Source organism: Aggregatibacter sp. (assembly GCF_057314075.1).
Genome location: NZ_DBHLAR010000004.1, coordinates 12,150 through 29,324, shown reverse-complemented (window position 1 = coordinate 29,324; position 17,175 = coordinate 12,150). Strand labels below are relative to the sequence as shown.

The following is a 17,175-nucleotide window of genomic DNA, read 5'->3' as shown; positions in this document are numbered from 1 at the left end:
CAAATTATTTCTCTGATTTGGTTTTATTTCGGCGAAGGATAAAACCGATCACTACGCCAATGAGACCTGCGATGACATTCACGATGACATCCATCACAACAACAACTAGACTCCAGTCTGCCCCACGTTCTTCATAGGATAACTGGGCATGATAAATGCTGGCTATCCAAAAACAAAGTTTTACAGCAATGGGGAGCATTAGAAATTTCCATTTCTTCTGCCCAAACCCATAAGCAATCAAAATAGCATTGATAGCTGCCCAACCAACCATTGATTCCATTTTTAGCTCCCATGACAAAAGCGGTCAAAAATACGTTGAATTTTGACCGCTCTTTTTATCGATTAGATTGAACGCTTAATTTCAACGACTTCAAACACTTCGATTTGGTCGCCAACTTTTACGTCATTGTAGTTCTTCACGCCGATACCACATTCCATACCGTTACGCACTTCAGATACGTCATCTTTAAAGCGGCGAAGAGATTCTAATTCACCTTCAAAGATCACCACGTTGTCGCGTAATACCCGGATTGGGTTGTTACGTTTCACAACACCTTCGGTCACCATACAACCTGCGATAGCACCGAATTTCGGATGTTTAAACACATCACGTACTTCAGCCAAGCCAATGATTTCTTGTTTAAATTCAGGTTGTAACATACCGCTCATCGCTGCTTTTACATCATTTAATAGCTCATAAATGATGGAGTAATAACGCAGGTCGATATTTTCGGCTTCGATAATACGACGAGCAGAGGCATCCGCACGAACGTTAAAGCCAACCATAATCGCGTTAGAAGCTGCCGCTAACGTTGCATCGGTTTCAGAAATACCGCCTACACCGGAACCAACTACTTTCACTTTTACCTCATCAGTAGAAAGCTCTTGTAACGATTGAATAATCGCTTCTACAGAACCTTGTACGTCAGCTTTCACAATGACATTAAGTTCAGCAACATCACCTTCTGTCATGTTGCTAAACATATTTTCGAGTTTCGCTTTTTGCTGACGAGCAAGTTTCACTTCGCGGAATTTACCTTGACGGTGTAATGCCACTTCACGTGCTTTTTTCTCATCACGAACGACTGTTGCTTCATCACCGGCTGCCGGCACACCGGAAAGGCCTAACACTTCCACTGGAATAGATGGGCCTGCTTCATTGATTTCTTGGCCATTTTCATCGCGCATTGCACGTACACGGCCATACTCAAAACCGCAAAGTACGATATCGCCTTTACGTAAAGTACCGGATTGAACCAGAATGGTTGCCACCGGACCGCGACCTTTATCAAGGTAAGATTCGATAACAACTCCACTTGCCATGCCGTCTTTCACTGCGGTTAATTCAAGGACTTCTGATTGAAGTAGGATGGCATCTAATAAATCATCGATACCCATACCTTTCTTCGCAGAAACCGGTACGAATTGCACATCACCACCGAATTTTTCAGAAATGACTTCATGTTGAAGTAGTTCTTGTTCTACACGCTCCGGATTAGCTTCCGGTTTATCAATTTTATTTACCGCAACGACTAAAGGCGCACCGGCTGCTTTCGCATGTTGGATCGCTTCAATGGTTTGAGGCATCACACCATCATCAGCTGCCACCACAAGCACAACAATATCCGTTGCTTTCGCACCACGTGCACGCATAGAGGTAAATGCCGCGTGTCCCGGAGTATCTAGGAAAGTAATCATCTTACCGTCATCCATTTCTACATGGTATGCACCAATATGCTGAGTAATACCACCCGCCTCGCTGGCTGCCACTTTGGCTTTACGAATATAGTCAAGTAATGAGGTTTTACCATGGTCAACGTGCCCCATAATGGTAACAACCGGCGCACGAGTTACTTTTTCAGCATTAATATCACGATCGCCTAATACTTCTTCTTCAAGTTCATTTTCATTACGAAGAATAACTTTGTGACCTAATTCTTCTGCTACTAATTGCGCCGTTTCTTGGTCAAGCACTTGGTTAATGGTCACCATTTCGCCCATTTTCATCATCGCTTTGATGATTTCAGTCGCCTTGGTCGCCATCTTATTTGCTAATTCTGCAACGGTAATGGTTTCACCAATGACAACATCTGTTTTCACTGCCTGAACAGGTTTTGTAAAGGCTTGTTGTAATGCAGCACCTTTCTTACCATTTTTACCTTTGCCGAATTTACCGTCTTTTAGATTACGGCGGTTAGACTCGCGCTCGTTTTTATTGCTTTCATCATCACGCCCGCCTTTTTTCGCTTTAGCGACTTTATTTTTACCGCGGCCACGATTTTCATTACGACGTTCTTCTTCATCTTCTGCTTCTAAAGCATAACGAGAGCTTAAATTGTAATCGGTATAATCTTCTGATGCGCTTTCATTGCTTGACGTATCAGCTTCAGCATAACGTTTTGCTTCCTCAGCCGCTTTACGCGCTTGTTCTTCCGCTTTTTGACGGGCTAACTCTTCCGCTTTACGGCGTAATTCTGCTTCTTCGGCTTTACGTTTTTCTTTTTCCGGATCAACCGATTTAGGTTTATTTTCAACCGCACTTTGTGCTTGTTTCGCTTTTTCCGCCGCTTCTTTGTCTTTTGCTGCTTTCTCTTTTGCCGCTTTTTCTCTTAGCGCTTTTTCTTCCGCCGCTTTTTGTTCAGCTTCTTGTTTCGCTTTTAATTTTGCAGCTTCTTCAGCTCTTTGTGCCGCCTCTGTTGGAATTGTACGTTTTTTACGCACTTCAACCTGCACTTCTTTACTCTTACCGGAAGCGCTCGTTCCGCTCACGGTCGTTTTTGTTCTACGCTGCAAGCTCAGTTTCTTTGGGGCATTTTTTAATTCTTCTGTCATCTTTTCACTCCTTCATTACTCAGTGAACCAACAAATGTTTCGAGCTGCCATAATGAAATCTGCAGCTTGTTCGGCACTGAGTCCTTCAATGTCGGCTAAATCATCAACGCCTTGCTCAGCAAGATCTTCCAAGGTCGTGATTTGTTTTTCTGCCAATTTAAAGGCAATATGACGATTCATGCCTTCAAGATTCAACAAACGATCTTCAATTTTTGCTTTCTTCAACGCTTCTTCTTCTGCCAATGCTTTCGCTGTAATGGCATTTTTCACGCGGGTTTGCAATTCCTCTACTAAATCTTCATCTTCCAAACCGTCAATGGCGGTTAATTCGCTCACGGAAACATAAGCCAATTCTTCTAACGTAGAGAAACCTTCATCAATTAATAACTGTGCAAATTCCTCATCAATCTCCAACGCATCAATGAACAAGTTCAATACTTTGTCGTCTTCTGCTTGGTGTTTCGCATTTAAGTCTTGTGTAGTCATGACATTTAACATCCAACCGGTTAATTGAGTGGCCAAACGTACATTTTGACCATTACGACCAATGGCTTGCGCCAAGTTAGCTTCTTCTACCGCAATATCCATCGCATGTTTATCTTCATCCACAACGATAGAACTCACATCTGCCGGCGCCATAGCATTAATCACGAACTGTGCCGGATTGTCATCCCAAAGCACGATATCAACACGTTCGCCGCCTAACTCATTGGTAATCGCTTGAACACGAGCACCACGCATCCCTACGCAAGCACCTACAGGGTCAATACGTTTATCATTGCTCTTCACCGCAATTTTGGCGCGAGAACCGGGATCGCGTGCTGCACTTCTAATTTCGATCAATTCTTCACCAATTTCCGGCACTTCCAAACGGAACAATTCAATTAACATTTCCGGTTTAGCACGTGTTACGAATAATTGTGCACCTTTGCTTTCCGGGCTTACTTTATATAACACGCCGCGCACACGGTCACCCGGACGGAAGTTTTCACGTGGCAACATATCTTCACGCAACATCACGGCTTCAGCTTTATTACCATCTTCACCGTTCACATCCAAAATCAGGCTGTCGCGGTTACTTTTCTTCACCGTCGCAGTAATAATTTGTCCTTCTTTCGCGCGGAATTGTTCAACAATTTTACTACGTTCCGCTTCACGAATTTTCGTACTAATCACTTGACGCGCAGTTTGCATCGCAATACGGTCAAAGGCGATAGATTCGATTTGATCTTCCACATAATCACCAATTTGTGCATCAGGGTCTTCAAAACGAGCTGCTTCTAAGGTGATTTCTTTTGTCGGGTTATTCACTTCTTCCACCACTAACCAACGACGGAATGTGTCAAACTCACCGGTCTTAGTATTAATTGCAACACGAACATCAACGTCATATTCGTATTTCTTTTTGGTGGAAAGGGCGATGGCGCTTTCCAACGCTTCAAAAATTTTTTCACGCGGAAGCAATTTCTCATTGGATACGGCTTCTGCCGCTAATAAAATTTCTTTACTCATGCTTTTTCTATCCTTCTTTAAATTTAAAATTTCGCAACAACGTTGGCTTTCTGAATGTTGCCAAACGCCAAAACCTGTTCTTGTTTATCCACAATCAACGTAATCATGTCATTTTCAATTTTCGCCAATTCGCCTTGCCATTTACGACGATCCGCCACCGGAATACGCAAATGCACAACAATTTCCTGCCCGACATAACGGGCATATTGCGCCAAGGTAAATAATGGGCGATCTAAACCTGGTGAAGAGACTTCTAGGTTATATTTATCGGCAATCGGATCTTCCACATCTAACACAGCGCTCACTTGACGGCTTACATCGGCACAATCATCTACTGTTACGCCACCTTCTTTATCAATAAATAAACGCACGGTTAAATAACGACCGACGCGTTGGCATTCAATGCCCCAAAGCTCGCAGCCTAGATCTTCTACCGAACCTTGTAATAAATCCTGTAATTTTTGTTCCAAAGTTGCCAAAACAACCTCCCTAAACGATAGACGTAAAAAAAGGGCTTACAGCCCAGTTTTTCAATAATTATCAACGTATTAAAAACAACGCGTTGATATTTAAACAACAAATTTATCGTATAAAAAAACCCCAAAATTGGGGTTCTTTTTACTGAACTTGTGATTGGTTGCGGGGGCCGGATTTGAACCGACGACCTTCGGGTTATGAGCCCGACGAGCTACCAAGCTGCTCCACCCCGCGTCCGAAATATGTGGCGTATTATAGTGTTCTAGAACACAAATAGCAAGATTTAATTCAGTAAAAGCCTGAGAAAAAAATGCCTGAAAATCCACCGCACTTTTAAAGACTAAACAACCAATCGTCTTTTTTCGGTGTTTGTAAGTAAAATCCTTTTTCTTTAATTTGCTGCAACACTTCCGTTTTATCGGCATTTACCAACGGTTTTGTACCGGCAAGATTAAACAACATAACAAAAACCGGTTTACCAAAAACCGTTAATAACGCTTCAGGTAGCGCATCAAATTGATCGCGTTTTTCAATATAAAGATACATGCCCGCTTCTTTTGGGCTTTTATAAATAGCACATAGCATAATTTTGCTCCAAGACAAGGTTCAAGTTGCCGATTTTGCAATAATTCATTATCATTAAGCAACTTTTTTCCTTGGAATTTCTTTATGGCTCAAGATATTATCGAACTACGAACAGGTCAATTTTCTGCTGTATTTATCAGTATCCATAGTTCAAGCTTGACCGCAATTAAGCGCGCATTGGTGAAGAAAAGCAAAACTTCCCCTTCATTATTTAAAAACATTGAAGTAATTTTGCAATTCAATCCTATGCTGGAAAAAGTGAATTTAACCGACCTAAAAGCCCTGCTTGCCGAATATCACATTCACGTCATTGGGGTTGCCGACTGGCAAAACCATCTGCAAAGAGAATTAATTTTAACCGCCGATTTACCGATTCTAGGCAATATTGATAATCTTTCAGAAATACTTCCCGAGCCACGTTATCTGCCGACAAAAGTCATAACCCACAATGTTATTGATAAACAGGTCATTTATGCGAAAAACAGTGATTTGATTATTCATGGCGACGTAGAACAAGGTGCTGAAGTCGCCGCAGATGGCAATATTCATATTTATGGCGAATTATTAGGACGTGCCATGGCGGGGGTCAACAGCAATTCCGGTGCGATCTATACACAATATTTAGATGCCGAATTTTTAGCGGTAAATAGCCGTTTCTTACACAAAGAAAAAATCCCAACTGAATTTTTATATCGTTCAGTCAGGATTTTTGCTGAAAAGGATAAATTAGTTTTTATCCCATTCTAAAAGCAGACAATCTGCTTTTTATTTATTTTCAGTGCGTTCTTTTACGGCTTCTTTCACTTCAGCCGCTTTTTCAGATACTGCATCTGCAGCTTGACTCACTTTCTCTGCTGCGGCATCTTTCATTTCACCTGCTTTAGTTGCCATTGCATCCATTTTTTCAGCTGCAGTTTCTTTTGCTTCAGCCACTTTCTCAGCCGCAGCGTCTTTCATTTCTCCTGCTTTGGTTGCCATTGCATCCATTTTTTCAGTTGCAGCTTCTTTTGCTTCAGAGACTTTCTCAGCAGCGGCATCTTTCATTTCGCCTGCTTTTGCTGCCACAGCGTCTTTTGTTTCTTTAACAGCTTCAACGGTTGCTGTTTTTACATCTTGTGCTGCACTGACTACCGCTTCTTTTGCTTCTGAAACACTGGCTTTAGCCTGTTCAACTTGTTGTGAAGTTTTATTGTCATCACACGCGGTAAGACTTAACACTGCACCTAAGATTAAGGCGGTTAATACTGATTTTTTCATAGTAGCTCCTAACAAATAAAAAAATAAACGCCTCACAAACCTATTTTGTAAGACGTTTACAGTGTGTAACAAAATGACGTAAAAAGAAATGTTTTTTAATTCGTTTTACTGAAATATTTTATTTCTTTAACTTCAGCTCGGTGATTATTCAAATGAACCTCAACAATCGTAGCGGGATAAAAACTCGCCGGATTTCGACCGCACAATTCTTTCACAATATCACCGACTAAAGGCAAATGAGAGATCAGCAGGAGATTGCAATGTCCTTCTTTTTCCAACAAAGCCACATAAGAACTAACCAAGCCGGAATCACCATAAGGCGTAATGCCTTCCCACACTTCCAATTTATCAGAAAGTTGTTGGTCAAAAACCTGATTAATTTCATCAAAGGTTTCTAAAGCACGGGTATAAGGGCTCACCAAGACTTTATCGAACTCAAGTGCGGTGGATTTTAGCCACATTCCTTGAAGTCGGGATTGCTCTCTGCCGTTAGCGTTAAGATGACGCGCTTTATCCGAGTTCGCCATCAATTCTGCTTCGCCATGACGCATAATAAATAAATGCATTTATAACGACCTTAAAGATTAATTGGCCTTCACCGCTTCCGCGATTTCTTCTGCACATTGCTGAGCCAATGTGCCATCTTCACATTCCACCATCACGCGAATTAACGGCTCAGTGCCTGATTTACGCAGTAAAATACGTCCTTTGCCGGCAAGGCGTTTTTCAACCTCGGCAGCCACTGCTTTTACAGCATCACTTTCTAATGGATTCTTACCACCGGCAAAACGCACATTAATTAACACTTGAGGGAATAATTTGACTGCATCTGCTAATTCGTTCAGCGACAAATGATGTTTTACCATTGCTGTCAACACGGCTAAAGAAGCGATAATGCCATCACCGGTCGTATTGCGATCAGCAATAATAATATGCCCCGAGTTTTCACCGCCTAAGCCCCAACCGCGTTCTTGCATTTGTTCCAACACATAACGGTCGCCCACATTGGCGCGCACAAACGGAATGGCTAATTGTTTTAAGGCAAGTTCAAGACTCATATTGCTCATTAAGGTGCCTACGACACCGCCTTGCAAACGCCCTTCGCGCAAGGCTTCACGCGCAATAATAAATAATATTTGGTCACCATCGACTTTATTCCCGAGATGATCCACCATAATTAAACGGTCGCCATCACCATCGTATGCCAACCCCACATCCGCTTTTACTTCTAACACTTTTTGTTGCAAGGATTTGATATCCGTTGCACCGCATTTTTCGTTAATGTTCATGCCATTCGGATGGGTGCCGATTTCAATTACCTCTGCACCTAATTCACGCATAACATTCGGCGCAATATGGTAGGTTGCGCCATTGGCACAATCCACCACAATTTTATAACCTTCTAAACTCAAATGCGCCGGAAACGTACTTTTACAGAATTCAATATAACGGCCTGCAGCATCTTTAATTCGGCTGGCTCGACCTAATTCAGCAGATTCAACACAGTCCATAGGTTGCTCCAACATGGCTTCGATGGCTTCTTCCACATCATCGGGTAATTTCGTCCCTTGTGTAGAAAAGAATTTAATCCCATTGTCATAATACAGATTATGGGAAGCGGAAATCACGATACCGGCTTCCGCGCGGAAAGTGCGGGTTAAATAAGCAATGGCCGGGGTCGGCATTGGGCCGGTGAATGCAGCGGATAAACCGGCTGCCGCTAAACCGGCTTCAAGGGCGGATTCAAGCATATAGCCCGAAATTCGGGTATCTTTACCAATCAGCACGATACGAGACCCTTGTGTCGCTAACACTTTACCTGCAGCCCAACCGAGTTTTAAAACAAAATCAGGCGTAATCGGATAGCTACCGACTTTGCCACGCACCCCATCAGTCCCAAAATATTTACGTTCAGCCATGTTTCAATTCCTTCTCAATAAAAATGTTATTTATTATTTTATGCTATCGTTCTTCCGATAAGACAGCTAGCGTCCGACAGCACAACTACGTATTTAAGCATTTTGCGTTGCCAACCAAATTTTAAGCGCATCGGCAGTTTCACCAACATCATGCACACGCAAAATGCTGGCGCCTTTCATCGCAGCAATTAATGCGGCAGCCACACTACCCACTGTGCGTTGTTCTACAGGCTTATCCAACACGGCACCAATCATGGATTTACGGGAAATTCCCGCCAACACCGGATACCCTTGTTCACAGAAAACAGAAAATTGTTGTAACAAACAATAATTATGTTGCACGCTTTTGCCAAACCCAAAGCCGGGATCCCAGATCAGATTCTCTTTTTTGATTCCCGAAGCCAAACATTGTTCCGTTCTCTGTTGCATAAATTTTAAAACATCCGCCACCACATCATCGTAATGCGGATTGAGCTGCATTGTTCGCGGCTGCCCTTGCATATGCATAATGCACACAGGCAATGCCAAACGAACGGCAGTTTGTAATGCATCAGGTTCTTGTAACGCGCGAATATCATTAATCAAATCCATGCCCACATTAGCGGCCTCTTGCATCACCTGTGCTTTGGAGCTATCCACCGAAATCCAGCAATCGAACCGTTTTCTTACCGCCTCCACTAAAGGGACAACGCGCTCCAGTTCCTGTTCTAACGTTACCTCTTCTGCCATCGGACGGGTTGATTCTCCCCCAATGTCAATAATCGATGCGCCTTGATTCAACATCCTTTCTACTTGGAACAACGCCTTGTCTAATTGGAAAAATTTACCGATATCAGAAAAAGAATCTGGAGTGAAATTGAGGATTCCCATAATTTTAGGGGTAGAAAGATCGAGTGTTTTATTATTTGCTGTTAATTTCATAGATTATTCGCTTACCGTTTAGGTAAAAAGTGCGGTGTATTATAAGAGAATTTCTATAGCCTGCCAAAAAAAAAGCATAAAGAAAGGCGGTTATTTATCACCCTCTTCAGAAAATCCCCACAAGCTCATTTGCCCTGAATGATTTTCTTCCGGCAACATGACATGCAAACCAATTAAACGAATACTTCGCCCTTGTCTCCGTTGCCAAATTTGACTTAGCAGCTGTTCAAAATTTTCTCTCGAAAATACTACCGCACTTTTTTCTAGAGTTGTTACCTGAAAATCTTCAAACTTGAGTTTCACGCCGATTTTTCTCAACTGTGAAAAAGGAATATTGGCAGCAGAACGTTGCACTCGTTTTACTAATTGAGCATATAGCTCATCCAACACGGCAACTCCCTGTTCCAAAGCAATAATATTCGTCAATAATGTCGTTTCAACACCAATAGATTTACGCTCTCGATGAGGCTGAATCATTCGCTCATCAATACCATGGCTGTATGACCAAATTTGTTGTCCCATCTTACCCAATGCGTTTAACAAGATATGCCGATCAATCTTTTGTACATCTGCACAACATGCTAAGCCCATTTGCAGTAATTTTTCCGAGGTTACTTTGCCCACGCCTGGAATTTTTTTGAGTGGCAAATGAGCAACAAACTCATCGACATCTTTGGGATCAATCACAAATTGCCCGTTCGGTTTATTTTGATCAGAGGCGATTTTGGCTAAAAATTTTAATGGTGCAACACCGGCAGAAGCGGTCAACCGAAGTTCATCCCAAATGGCTTGGCGAATATCTTGTGCGATCCAAGTTGCCGAACCGGCACATTTATCACAATTGGTTACATCTAAATAAGCCTCATCTAAAGAAAGCGGTTCAATGATCGTCGTATAACGCTGGAAAATTTGATGAATTTGACGGGAAACCTCGCGATATAGAGGCATGTTAACCGGCAGTAAAACCAAATGAGGGCACAATTTTAGCGCCTGTGCGGTTGGCATTGCACTGTGTAGCCCAAACTTGCGGGCAATGTAATTACATGTTGTCAGCACGCCTCGTTGCTCTGGTCTTCCACCAACAGCAACAGGTTTATCCGCCAATGTAGGATTTTCACGCATTTCAATGGAAGCGTAAAAACAGTCCATATCAATGTGAATAATTTTTCTAGGCTTGTAGGAAAGAGAATCAGGCATAAAAAAGTGCGGTTAAAAAACATGTTATTTTCTAACCGCACTTTAGCATAAATCACTGGATAAAAAAACAGTGTTTAGTTTTTGGAAATAAAAAAAGGATGGTTACCCCCCATCCTTTTCACTAAATAAATCGACAATCAATTGTTATTATTTTTCCCTTCATCTGCAATACAAGCGGCTGCTGTGAAAAGTACATCAGTAGATGAGTTAAGTGCGGTTTCTGTAGAATCTTGTAAGATACCAATAATGAAACCAACCCCGATCATTTGTGCCGCAACATCATCAGAAATTCCAAATAGGCTACATGCTAATGGGATTAACAATAATGAACCGCCTGCAACCCCTGAAGCCCCGCAAGCACATAAACTAGCAACAAGACTTAGCAGAATCGCGCTACCGAAAGAAACCTCAATACCTAAGGTATGCACGGCCGCAAGCGTTAAAATCGTAATGGTAATCGCAGCACCGGCCATATTAATGGTTGCACCCAATGGGATAGAAACAGAATACGTTTCTTCATCTAAATTCAGGCGTTTAGCAAGATTAATATTCACCGGAATATTCGCTGCAGAGCTACGGGTAAAGAATGCGGTTACGCCACTTTCACGCAAACAAGTCCAAACCAGTGGATACGGATTACGACGGATTTTCCAGAAAACTAAAACAGGATTCACAACAAAAGCCACAAACAACATGGAACCGACCAACACACTTAGTAATTGAATATAGCCACCTAATGCCATTAAGCCTTTATCCGCTAATGTTTCAGAAACTAAACCGAATACTCCAATTGGTGCAAATGAAATAACGACATAAACAATTTTGGATACCGCTTCAGAAATATCAGAAATCACGGTTTTAGTTGCATCAGAAGCATGACGGAAGGCCAAACCTAAACCAATAGACCAAGTTAATACGCCAATGAAATTCGCCTTAAATAAGGCATTTAACGGGTTATCTACCATATTGAAAATTAAATCTAACAATACGGTTCCAACACCTTTGGGTGCAGCGGAAATATCTTCTTTCACTGATAATGCCACTTCTGTTGGGAACAAGAACCCTGCAATAACAGCAACTAATGCAGCTAAGAAAGTACCGACCAAATACAACACAATGATGGATTTCATGCTGGTTTTGGAGCCCACTTTCTTATTGGCAATTGCTGCCATAACCAAAACAAAGATCAATAATGGTGCAACAGCACGTAGTGAACGAACAAAAATTTGACCTAACACACCAACTTTCTCGGCCAAGTTAAAACCTAATGTCGGTTGTAACATAGGCGTAATGAGTGCGACCAAAATACCCAACACTAAACCAGCAGCAATACGTTTGACCAAACTGCCTTGGAAGAAGAGCGAAATTAAACGAGACATATTCATAATAAGTTAACGAGAGTTATGCAATTACTTGCGGTTGATCTTAGAATCAAAACTGATTCCCCTAGGCCAATAAAGATAGCGGAATTTTTTGATAAAATAAATATGAACATTTAACTTTCATTAAGTTTATAGAAATTTTGATGAATTTCTTTAGATTAAATCCAATAAACCTAATACTTTTTTAGAAAAAAATAATTCCTACATTATCCTATCGAAAAAATAATTCAAAAATTTATTTTTCACCTGTTGACTTACTGGATATAAAAACAGTATATTTGACTGTATAAAAATACAGTTTATTTTACTGAGGAGCAGATATGAACTACCATCACAATGTTTTTGCCCAAAACGATCATATATTTTCTTATCAACCCATGCCTTTTTTTGAAGATATGAAACAAGAAAATCGTGGTTTCAATAAAAAACTTGATCTCAACTTGTACTGCATTAAACGTCCTCAACAAACATGTTTTATTCGAATGACAAATCCCAATATGCTCGCCTGGGGAATTGAAGAAGGTGATATGTTGGTCGTAGAAAATAATGAGGAATTATTTTTAGACGAATTGATCGTCCTTGAAGTAAACAATGAATTTCACGTATATGAGTTTATTGCACACAACAACGGGGAATTTATTTTCTTATCTTTGGACTCTAAAATGGAAAATATTAAAACAACCAATTGGCGAGAACTACCGATTGTAGGCACTGTAACCAACGTCATTCATCAACTACAACGTAAAAATACACTCCGGTTTGCCGCCTAATAAAATAACTACCTGCATCTCAAATAAAAGAGCGGTCAAAAATGCTAACACTTTTGACCGCTCTTTTATGTTTCAGAAAATAAACTTAAAGCACTCGACGAGATTGGGTATAAGTTCTTGCCCAGTAATCGTCATTTAATGACTCAATAATCACGCCACGACTTGTACTAGAATGCATAAATTTATCACCACCAATATACACGCCAACATGATTATTCTTACGGAAGAAAACTAAATCACCAACTTTTAATTCACTTTTTTCAATTTTTGTACCGACATGACGTTGTTCAGATGTAGAACGAGGCAATGCTAAACCATAAGCTTTTAAAAAAGTAGTTTGCATAAAACCGGAGCAATCAATCCCCCCTTTCGTGAGACCACCTAAACGATAACGGGTGCCCGCCCATTCTTGATATACGTTTGCAAGTCGTTTATCCATTACTTCAGAATATTGATGCGGCTTATTCGTTTTCAGTTGCGCATGAATTAATTGGTTTAACTGTTCTTGATCTTGCACTGAAGCTGCAACATTCTTTGTAGAATTTGAACATGCCGTCAAAACAAATAAAGGAACAATCATCAAAAATTTTTTAAACATAAACATTAAATTTTTTATTTAAATAGAGATTCATTGACAAAATTTTGCTGAATCCTAGCGTAAAATGAAGAAAAAATCCAGAAAAAGTGCAATTTAATTTCATAAAATTCATGTTTTATCGCCTATATAGTGCATAAAAAGAATTTTATGCACTATATATTGAATATTGAAGAGACTAGTTAGAGGTGTCTAATTCAGGGAAGGATTTCACCAAATCATCCACCGCTTTCATTTGTGAAACAAAAGCTTCCAATTTATCTAACGGTAAGGCTGACGGGCCATCACATTTGGCTTTGCTCGGTTCCGGGTGAGCTTCGAGGAATAGGCCCGCCAAACCAACCGCTAAACCGGCACGAGCAAGTTCGGTGACTTGCGCGCGACGTCCACCGGAGGCCGCGCCAAACGGGTCACGACATTGCAATGAATGGGTTACATCAAAAATCACCGGACAACCTTTAGAGACATTTTTCATCACGCTGAAACCCAGCATATCAACAATTAAATTGTCATAGCCGAAATTCGTGCCACGATCACACAAAATTACTTTATCGTTGCCGCATTCAGCGATTTTTTCCACAATATTGCCCATTTGTCCCGGACTTAAAAATTGCGGTTTTTTCACATTAATAATCGCACCGGTGCGCGCCATCGCTTCGACCAAATCTGTTTGGCGAGCAAGAAATGCCGGTAACTGAATAATATCCGCCACCTCGGCAACCGGTTGGCATTGGTAAATTTCATGTACATCCGTAATGATTTTTACACCGAATGTTTGCTTTAACTCAGCAAAAATTTTCAATCCCTGTTCCATGCCCGGGCCGCGATAAGAATGAATGGAAGAACGGTTCGCCTTATCAAAAGAGGCTTTAAACACATAAGGCACGCCCAATTTTTGCGTCACTTCCACATATTTTTCACACACTTGCATTGCCATATCGCGGCTTTCGAGCACATTCATGCCGCCAAATAAGACAAAGGGTTTATCGTTGGCAATTTGAATATCGCCTAATTGAATGCATTTATTTTGCATATGTCTTCCTTATTTATTTTCAGTTTGAGCCCAACAACCTAAGGTTACCCGCTCATTATTTCCGTAATCCCGTAAAGTTTCAATCGATGTCCAAAAATTCTCTTGGAAAATCGACCGCACTTTTTCCCCTTGTTGCCAACCGTGTTCCACCAACAAATAACCGCCTGTCCGCATAAATTTCGGTGCGTTGGCGATAATATGACGTAAGTCCGCATAGCCTTCGTCTTCCGCCACTAACGCTGACAAGGGCTCAAAGCGTACATCTCCTTGGGTTAAATGTTCATCCTTTGCATCAATATAAGGCGGATTACTCACAATCAAATCAAATACGCCTGTCACCTTGTCAAACCAATGGCTTTGTAAAAAACGAACGTCTAACTGATTTTTTTCCGCATTGGATGTCGCCAACGCCACCACATCCGGCATGACATCCACGCCGATAATTTCTAGTTGAATATGCTGTTTTTGCGCAATGGGTTTCAGTTCAGAGGCTAACGCCAAGGCAATCGCGCCCGTGCCGGTACCCAAATCTAAAATACGAAAACATTGGGAATATTGACCGCACTTTTGTAACGCCTCTGTGGCAATCGCCACGGCTTTTTCCACCAAAATTTCGGTATCCGGACGCGGAATCAGCGTGCCTGCTGAGACATTTAACGGCAACGACCAAAACTCTTTTTCACCGAGAAGATAAGCGATGGGCTCACCTTGCAAACGGCGGGATAAAAGTGCGGTCAGTTTTTCTTGTGTTTTTTCATCCAGCTGTGTCTCACCAAAAGCCAAAATAAATGCACGCGATTTTTGCGTCACAGATTGCAATAACACTTGTGCATCGGTTTTACCATTTTCAGCGGGATTTGCTTGATTTAACGCTTGCGCGGCGTGTTGCAGCCATTGTTGGTAGTTCATGTTTGTTCAAATAAAATGAACGAGCCGTTAAGCTCGTTCTCTCGTTAATTCTGCTCGGATAATGCCGCCAACTGATCCGCCTGATATTCAGTAATAATCGGCTGAATCAAGTCGTCAATTTTACCGTTCATCACCTCATCTAAGCGATAAATCGTCAGGTTAATGCGGTGATCAGTCACACGCCCTTGTGGGTAATTATAGGTACGAATTTTGTCAGAACGGTCACCGGAACCCAAAAGGTTACGACGGGTATCCGCTTGCTCTTGCGCCAATTTTTCCTGTTCTTGTTGCACTAAGCGGGAAGCAAGCACGGACAAGGCTTTGGCTTTATTTTTATGTTGTGAACGCTCATCCTGACATTCCACCACCATGCCGGTTGGAATATGCGTAATACGCACGGCGGAATCAGTTTTATTGATGTGCTGCCCCCCCGCACCGGAGGCGCGATAAGTATCGATACGCAAATCTGATGGGTTAATTTCCGGCATTTCCGATTCCGGCAATTCCGGCATCACCGCAACAGTACAAGCCGAGGTATGAATACGCCCTTGTGACTCAGTTTTCGGTACACGTTGTACACGGTGTCCGCCTGATTCAAATTTTAATTGGCCGTAAACACCCTCACCGCTCACAAGGGCAATAATTTCTTTAAATCCGCCCTGCTCGCTTTCGTTTTCACTCAGCACTTCAACACGCCAGCGTTTGGTTTCCGCATAACGACTGTACATACGGAAAAGATCGCCGGCGAAAATCCCGGCTTCATCACCACCGGTACCAGCGCGGATCTCAAGGTAGCAGTTATATTCGTCGTTCGGATCTTTCGGTAATAAGAGAATTTGTAAATGCTGCTCAACTTGTTCCAGTTCGGCTTTGGATTCTTCAATCTCCATTTGTGCCATTTCTTTCATTTCCGGATCGTCAAGCAGGAGCTGTGCTTCTTCTAAATTGGCATTGAGCTGATTCCAACGGCTAAAACTTTTCACCACGTCTTCAAGTTGCGCATATTCTTTGGAATAGGCTCTGAATTTATCTTGATCACTAATGACAGAAGCATCGCCTAGCAACGCTTCAAGCTCTTCATAACGTTCTTTTAAGCTATCTAATTTATTGATAATAGAGGGTTTCATTCTTTAACCTTCGAAGGAAAATGGAAAGGGAAATAAAAAAATCGGAGCATTCTAGCACAGAATAGAAATGTTATTGAAGTTTAGGCAATAAAAAAGGCTTTCGAGCTATCTCAAAAGCCTTTCTCATCTTAGTTAAATTAAAGTGCGGAAACGTTCAAACGTGAGCCACCAACAATACGCACACGCGCACCTGGCACGAGATTCGCTTCGGCTTTTTGCACCACAACAATTTCTTTGCCGTCATCTTTGCGAATAACCATTTCAATGGCACTAACTTGGCTGGCTTTTTCTTCAACCTTAGTGCCGACAACAGCACCGGCAACGGCTCCCACGGCTGTAGCTAATGCCCTGCCTGTGCCACCACCGATCGCTGAACCGGCAATACCGCCAATCGCGCCACCACCGATCGTACCGAGCACGCCTTGATTATCCGACTGGATCTTCACCGGGCGGGTGGAAACAATGGTGCCATAACTAATCGAACGGGCTTCTTTCGCTTGAGCGCCCGAATAGACGTTACCGCCATAAATATCTTCATTGGCACAACTAACAAGAGTTAAGCTCATCAAAACAGCTAATGCGATCTTTTTCATAAACGCTCCTTAAATACGAAATTAACCTTTCTATTTTACTTATTTATTTTTTGATAAATAAACGAT

At 41.8% G+C, this 17,175-nt stretch carries 18 protein-coding genes and 1 tRNA gene; 2 read left to right on the top strand and 17 right to left on the bottom strand.

Annotation, left to right across the window (positions count from 1 at the left end):
- Nucleotides 1-4: 4 nt before the first annotated feature.
- The 6 genes from ACO5E4_RS01915 to ACO5E4_RS01890 form a co-directional block, all read right to left on the bottom strand.
- Nucleotides 5-280, bottom strand: coding sequence for a hypothetical protein (locus ACO5E4_RS01915; RefSeq protein WP_485861880.1), 276 nt, complete (start codon nt 278-280; stop codon nt 5-7).
- 62 nt (nt 281-342) lie between these two features.
- On the bottom strand, nt 343-2,832 hold the full coding sequence (gene infB / locus ACO5E4_RS01910) for a translation initiation factor IF-2 (protein WP_485861879.1): 2,490 nt from the start codon (nt 2,830-2,832) through the stop codon (nt 343-345).
- Between the two features lie 15 nt (nt 2,833-2,847).
- Nucleotides 2,848-4,344, bottom strand: coding sequence for a transcription termination factor NusA (gene nusA, locus ACO5E4_RS01905; protein ID WP_485861878.1), 1,497 nt, complete (start codon nt 4,342-4,344; stop codon nt 2,848-2,850).
- A 23-nt stretch (nt 4,345-4,367) separates the two neighbouring features.
- Nucleotides 4,368-4,823 carry a ribosome maturation factor RimP gene (rimP, locus tag ACO5E4_RS01900; RefSeq protein WP_485861877.1) on the bottom strand — a complete coding sequence of 152 codons (456 nt, stop codon included), beginning with the start codon at nt 4,821-4,823 and terminating at the stop codon, nt 4,368-4,370.
- A gap of 155 nt (nt 4,824-4,978) precedes the next feature.
- Nucleotides 4,979-5,055, bottom strand: a tRNA-Met gene (locus tag ACO5E4_RS01895).
- Between the two features lie 99 nt (nt 5,056-5,154).
- Nucleotides 5,155-5,406: a YcgL domain-containing protein gene (locus tag ACO5E4_RS01890; protein ID WP_048748887.1), complete on the bottom strand. Its 252-nt coding sequence runs from the start codon at nt 5,404-5,406 to the stop codon at nt 5,155-5,157.
- 84 nt (nt 5,407-5,490) lie between these two features.
- Here ACO5E4_RS01890 and minC point away from each other — a divergent pair, with 84 nt between their 5' ends.
- Nucleotides 5,491-6,153: a septum site-determining protein MinC gene (gene minC / locus ACO5E4_RS01885; RefSeq protein WP_485861876.1), complete on the top strand. Its 663-nt coding sequence runs from the start codon at nt 5,491-5,493 to the stop codon at nt 6,151-6,153.
- 18 nt (nt 6,154-6,171) lie between these two features.
- Here minC and ACO5E4_RS01880 read toward each other — a convergent pair whose 3' ends face one another.
- From ACO5E4_RS01880 to sstT, 6 genes are all read right to left on the bottom strand, one after another.
- The gene (locus ACO5E4_RS01880; protein WP_485861875.1) at nt 6,172-6,663 is read right to left on the bottom strand and encodes a hypothetical protein; all 492 of its coding nucleotides are present in this window, start codon (nt 6,661-6,663) and stop codon (nt 6,172-6,174) included.
- A 95-nt stretch (nt 6,664-6,758) separates the two neighbouring features.
- Nucleotides 6,759-7,229: a phosphohistidine phosphatase SixA gene (sixA, locus tag ACO5E4_RS01875; RefSeq protein ID WP_485861874.1), complete on the bottom strand. Its 471-nt coding sequence runs from the start codon at nt 7,227-7,229 to the stop codon at nt 6,759-6,761.
- Nucleotides 7,230-7,247: 18 nt separating this feature from the next.
- A complete protein-coding gene (glmM, locus tag ACO5E4_RS01870; RefSeq protein ID WP_485861873.1) occupies nt 7,248-8,582 on the bottom strand; it encodes a phosphoglucosamine mutase in 1,335 nt (444 codons plus the stop codon).
- 93 nt (nt 8,583-8,675) lie between these two features.
- On the bottom strand, nt 8,676-9,503 hold the full coding sequence (folP, locus tag ACO5E4_RS01865) for a dihydropteroate synthase (RefSeq protein ID WP_485861872.1): 828 nt from the start codon (nt 9,501-9,503) through the stop codon (nt 8,676-8,678).
- Between the two features lie 90 nt (nt 9,504-9,593).
- The gene (gene dinB, locus ACO5E4_RS01860) at nt 9,594-10,700 is read right to left on the bottom strand and encodes a DNA polymerase IV (protein ID WP_485861871.1); all 1,107 of its coding nucleotides are present in this window, start codon (nt 10,698-10,700) and stop codon (nt 9,594-9,596) included.
- A 137-nt stretch (nt 10,701-10,837) separates the two neighbouring features.
- Nucleotides 10,838-12,085, bottom strand: a complete 1,248-nt coding sequence (gene sstT / locus ACO5E4_RS01855) for a serine/threonine transporter SstT (protein ID WP_454906729.1) — start codon at nt 12,083-12,085, stop codon at nt 10,838-10,840.
- A gap of 317 nt (nt 12,086-12,402) precedes the next feature.
- Between sstT and ACO5E4_RS01850 the strand changes: the two genes are divergently transcribed.
- A complete protein-coding gene (locus tag ACO5E4_RS01850; RefSeq protein ID WP_314953292.1) occupies nt 12,403-12,852 on the top strand; it encodes a LexA family protein in 450 nt (149 codons plus the stop codon).
- Nucleotides 12,853-12,937: 85 nt separating this feature from the next.
- Here ACO5E4_RS01850 and ACO5E4_RS01845 read toward each other — a convergent pair whose 3' ends face one another.
- The 5 genes from ACO5E4_RS01845 to ACO5E4_RS01825 all read right to left on the bottom strand — a co-directional run bounded on the left by ACO5E4_RS01845 (nt 12,938) and on the right by ACO5E4_RS01825 (nt 17,109).
- Nucleotides 12,938-13,450 carry an NlpC/P60 family protein gene (locus tag ACO5E4_RS01845; RefSeq protein ID WP_314953294.1) on the bottom strand — a complete coding sequence of 171 codons (513 nt, stop codon included), beginning with the start codon at nt 13,448-13,450 and terminating at the stop codon, nt 12,938-12,940.
- Nucleotides 13,451-13,625: 175 nt separating this feature from the next.
- Nucleotides 13,626-14,480: a 3-deoxy-8-phosphooctulonate synthase gene (kdsA, locus tag ACO5E4_RS01840; protein ID WP_109127853.1), complete on the bottom strand. Its 855-nt coding sequence runs from the start codon at nt 14,478-14,480 to the stop codon at nt 13,626-13,628.
- Nucleotides 14,481-14,489: 9 nt separating this feature from the next.
- Complete coding sequence (gene prmC, locus ACO5E4_RS01835; RefSeq protein ID WP_485861870.1) at nt 14,490-15,389, bottom strand: peptide chain release factor N(5)-glutamine methyltransferase; 900 nt, start codon at nt 15,387-15,389, stop codon at nt 14,490-14,492.
- 44 nt (nt 15,390-15,433) lie between these two features.
- Nucleotides 15,434-16,516: a peptide chain release factor 1 gene (gene prfA, locus ACO5E4_RS01830; protein WP_485861869.1), complete on the bottom strand. Its 1,083-nt coding sequence runs from the start codon at nt 16,514-16,516 to the stop codon at nt 15,434-15,436.
- A gap of 137 nt (nt 16,517-16,653) precedes the next feature.
- On the bottom strand, nt 16,654-17,109 hold the full coding sequence (locus tag ACO5E4_RS01825) for an outer membrane lipoprotein (protein WP_485861868.1): 456 nt from the start codon (nt 17,107-17,109) through the stop codon (nt 16,654-16,656).
- Between the last annotated feature and the right edge of the window lie 66 nt (nt 17,110-17,175).